Source organism: Microcystis sp. M53598_WE2 (assembly GCF_030067735.1).
Lineage (GTDB): Bacteria > Cyanobacteriota > Cyanobacteriia > Cyanobacteriales > Microcystaceae > Microcystis > Microcystis aeruginosa.
Map to the genome: position 1 here is coordinate 1 of NZ_JASJFE010000859.1, position 3530 is coordinate 3530.

A 3530-nucleotide genomic window follows, 5' to 3' on the forward strand; every position below is an offset into this window, starting at 1 on the left:
ATCATCACTATTATACTAAATCTGGTTATTAAAAACTGATTATTTATTCCCCCTGTTGCCTGTTGCCTGTTGCCTGTCCTGATATGTAGCCTATACTCAACGGATTTAGTATGACTGAAAGATTAACCGGTTTTGGAGTGGTGCTGGTGACAACAACCAGCGAAACGGAAGCGGAAAACTTAGCGATCGCCTTACTTAACGAGCGCTTGGCAGCTTGTGTCAGTATTTACCCGATTCGTTCCATTTATCGTTGGCAGGGACAGATTGAAAACGAGCGCGAATGGCAATTAGCGATTAAAAGCGATTTAAAGCAGTTTGAGCAGTTATCGGCGAAGATACAGGAACTTCATACCTATGCCGTCCCAGAAATCATCGCTTTACCGATTGTGGCGGGTTCTCAGACCTATTTAGACTGGTTAGCCTCCCATACAGGTGGGGTGTCGGAATAGACCGATCGGTAAGTTTAGCGAAAAAAATCTATATAATTCTTAATAAACTATCTCAGGAAGCGCAAAAAGTTTTAATCTAGATGCTGATTAAATTTTTAAACATCTGGTTTTAAGACCGATCGCCTCCACGATTGGAGAACTCAGCACATCGTCAAGGGAGATAGTTAAAATCCAATGAGTCTTAAGGCAAGCGGTGGCAGCTCCTTAGCGCGTCCCCAACTCTATCAAACCGTCCCAGTATCTGCCATTACCCAAGCAGAACAACAAGACCGCTTTCTCGATAAACCCGAACTCAATGAACTGATCGCCTACTTCCAATCGGGGAGCAAGCGCTTAGATATTGCCCAAACGCTCACCCGGAACTCCGATCTGATCGTGTCACGGGCAGCTAACCGGATTTTTACCGGCGGTTCCCCCATGGCTTACCTAGAAAAACCCCCCGTGGAAGAAATGGCTATGGTGGGTGCGGGTAAAGTTATCAACGTCCAGGAAGGGATGAAATTAGGAACCGTTACCTACGCGGAAAGCGGGTCCGGTGGCGGCAGTGGCCTTCTCGGTGGCTTAAAAGGGATTTTCGCCTCTAGCGGCCCAATTCCCCCCGGATTCCGACCGATTAACGTCTCTCGTTACGGTCCGAGCAATATGCAGAAGTCCCTCCGGGATTTATCCTGGTTCCTGCGTTACATTACCTATGCGATCGTGGCTGGTGATACCAGTATCCTGATCGTTAATACCCGCGGTTTAAGGGAAGTTCTCGAAAATGCCTGTTCCATTGATGCCACCATCGTGGCCCTGCAAGAAATGCGGGCCGCTTCGATCGAGTATTTCCAGAGAGACAAGGATGCGGCCACTTTAATCAGTGACTATTTCAATATCCTACTGGGGGAATTAAAAGCCCCCACCCCCTCTAATAAACTGCGTCAGCGTCCCAGTAGTGACCAACAGGGTTTAAGTCTTCCCCAAAGCTACTACAACGCCGCCGAAAAACGGCAAAAGTTTGTCATGAAAACCGGTTTATCGGAGTCAGAAAAATCTTCGATTATCAAGGCCGCCTACAGACAAATTTTTGAACGGGACATCACTCGCGCCTACAGTCAGTCCATTTCTGACCTAGAATCGAAGGTGAAAAACGGCGACATCTCGATGAAAGAATTCGTCCGTCGTCTCGGTAAATCGCCTCTCTACCGTAAACAGTTCTTTGAACCTTTTATCAATAGTCGCGCCCTAGAATTGGCTTTCCGTCATTTCCTCGGTCGCGGTCCTTCCTCCCGGGAAGAAGTGCAGAAATACTTCTCGATCGTCTCTAGCGGCGGTTTAGCGGCGTTAATCGATGCTTTAGTCGATTCTCAGGAGTATTCCGACTATTTCGGCGAAGAAACCGTTCCCTATCTCCGGGGTTTGGGTGCAGAAGCGCAGGAATGTCGTAACTGGGGGATGCAGATCGACCTGTTTAACTACAGCGCACCTTTCCGCAAAGTTCCCCAATTTATCACCACCTTTGCTAAATACGATCGCCCCTTACCGGATCAGCACGTTTACGGTTCCGGAAATGATCCCCTAGAAATCCAATTTGGGGCAATTTTCCCGAAAGAAACCCGCGAACCTAGTTCTAGTCCCGCTCCCTTCGGTAAAGATACCAAACGTATCCTCATCCACCGCGGACCTGCCACTAATAACCAAAATAGTAACCCCAGCGCCCGAGGTGAATTCCCCGGTACTTTGGGACCGAAAGTTTTCCGTCTCAATAACGAGTTACCCGGTTCTAGCAATGGGGTAAGCGTTAAATTTGGCGAAAGTTCCACCCAAAGAGTGATTTTAGCGGCTTATCGTCAGGTTTTCGGTCGAATGCCCTACGAAGGTCAGCGTTTATCCGTGGCCGAGATTAAGTTAGAAAATGGCGATATTACTCTGCGCGAGTTTATCAAAACCCTAGCTAAATCCGAGGCTTTCCGGAAAATCTACTGGACTCCTCTCTATGTGGTGAAAGCGATCGAATATATTCACCGTCGTCTGCTCGGTCGTCCCACCTACGGTCGTCAGGAAATGAATCAATACTTCGATCTTTGCTCGAAAAAAGGCTTCTATGCTTTAATCGATGCCCTTATCGACAGTCCTGAATATACGGAAGCTTTTGGTGAAGATACGGTTCCCTACGAGCGCTATCTAACTCCCCAAGGGATGCAGTTACGGATGGTGCGTTTGGGCAATCTCCGCGAAGATATCGGCCAAAGAGTTGATAAAGAGGAAACCCCGCGCTTTATTGAATTGGGTACACCTTCGGTCTCGATTCGCACTGAACCCGATATTCAATCTCGTGTCGGTCAAGGTGTCACGGTTCAACGGGAACAAACTAAGGTCTTTAAACTGTTAACTAATCTCGATAAAGTTGCCGTACAAAATACTGTTCGCGCCGCCTATCGTCAGATTTTTGAACGGGATCTCGAACCCTATATCATCAATGCCGAATTTACCGCTTTAGAGAGTAAATTAAGCAATGCTGAGATCACGGTGAAAGAGTTTATTGAGGGTTTAGGTTGTTCGGATCTTTACCTGAAAGAATTCTATGCTCCCTATCCAAATACGAAAGTAATTGAATTGGGAACCAAGCACTTCTTAGGTCGCGCTCCCTTGAATCAAAAAGAAATCCAGAAATATAACCAAATTCTGGCAACTAAGGGATTAAAAGCCTTTATCGGTGCCATGGTTAATAGCATGGAATACCTACAATTATTTGGTGAAGATACGGTTCCCTATCGTCGTTTCCCGACTCTACCAGCCGCTAATTTCCCCAATACGGAACGCTTATACAATAAGCTGACTAAACAGGATAGTGAACTGGTGGTTCCCAGTTTTAAACCGGTAGTTAAAGTCGGTGGCTAATTAGTCCTTGAAGTTAGTTAATTTAGCTCGTGTTTAACACGAGCTTTTTTCAGGACAAATTACTGCCCAAAATTTATTATCGTCAATCAAGGGGATAACAATGAGCCAAATTAAAGTTAAAGACTTCGGTCCAATTAAGGCGGGTTTACTAGAAAATGATGGTTTTATCGACGTTCGGAAAGTAACGATTTTTATCGGTAA

At 46.1% G+C, this 3530-nt stretch carries 2 protein-coding genes; both read left to right on the forward strand.

What is annotated here, in order from left to right:
- Positions 1-110 precede the first annotated feature (110 nt).
- Positions 111-449: a divalent-cation tolerance protein CutA gene (gene cutA, locus PX636_RS17340; protein ID WP_012267405.1), complete on the forward strand. Its 339-nt coding sequence runs from the start codon at positions 111-113 to the stop codon at positions 447-449.
- 174 nt (positions 450-623) lie between these two features.
- A complete protein-coding gene (locus PX636_RS17345) occupies positions 624-3329 on the forward strand; it encodes a phycobilisome rod-core linker polypeptide (RefSeq protein WP_288118044.1) in 2706 nt (901 codons plus the stop codon).
- The last annotated feature ends 201 nt before the right edge of the window (positions 3330-3530 follow it).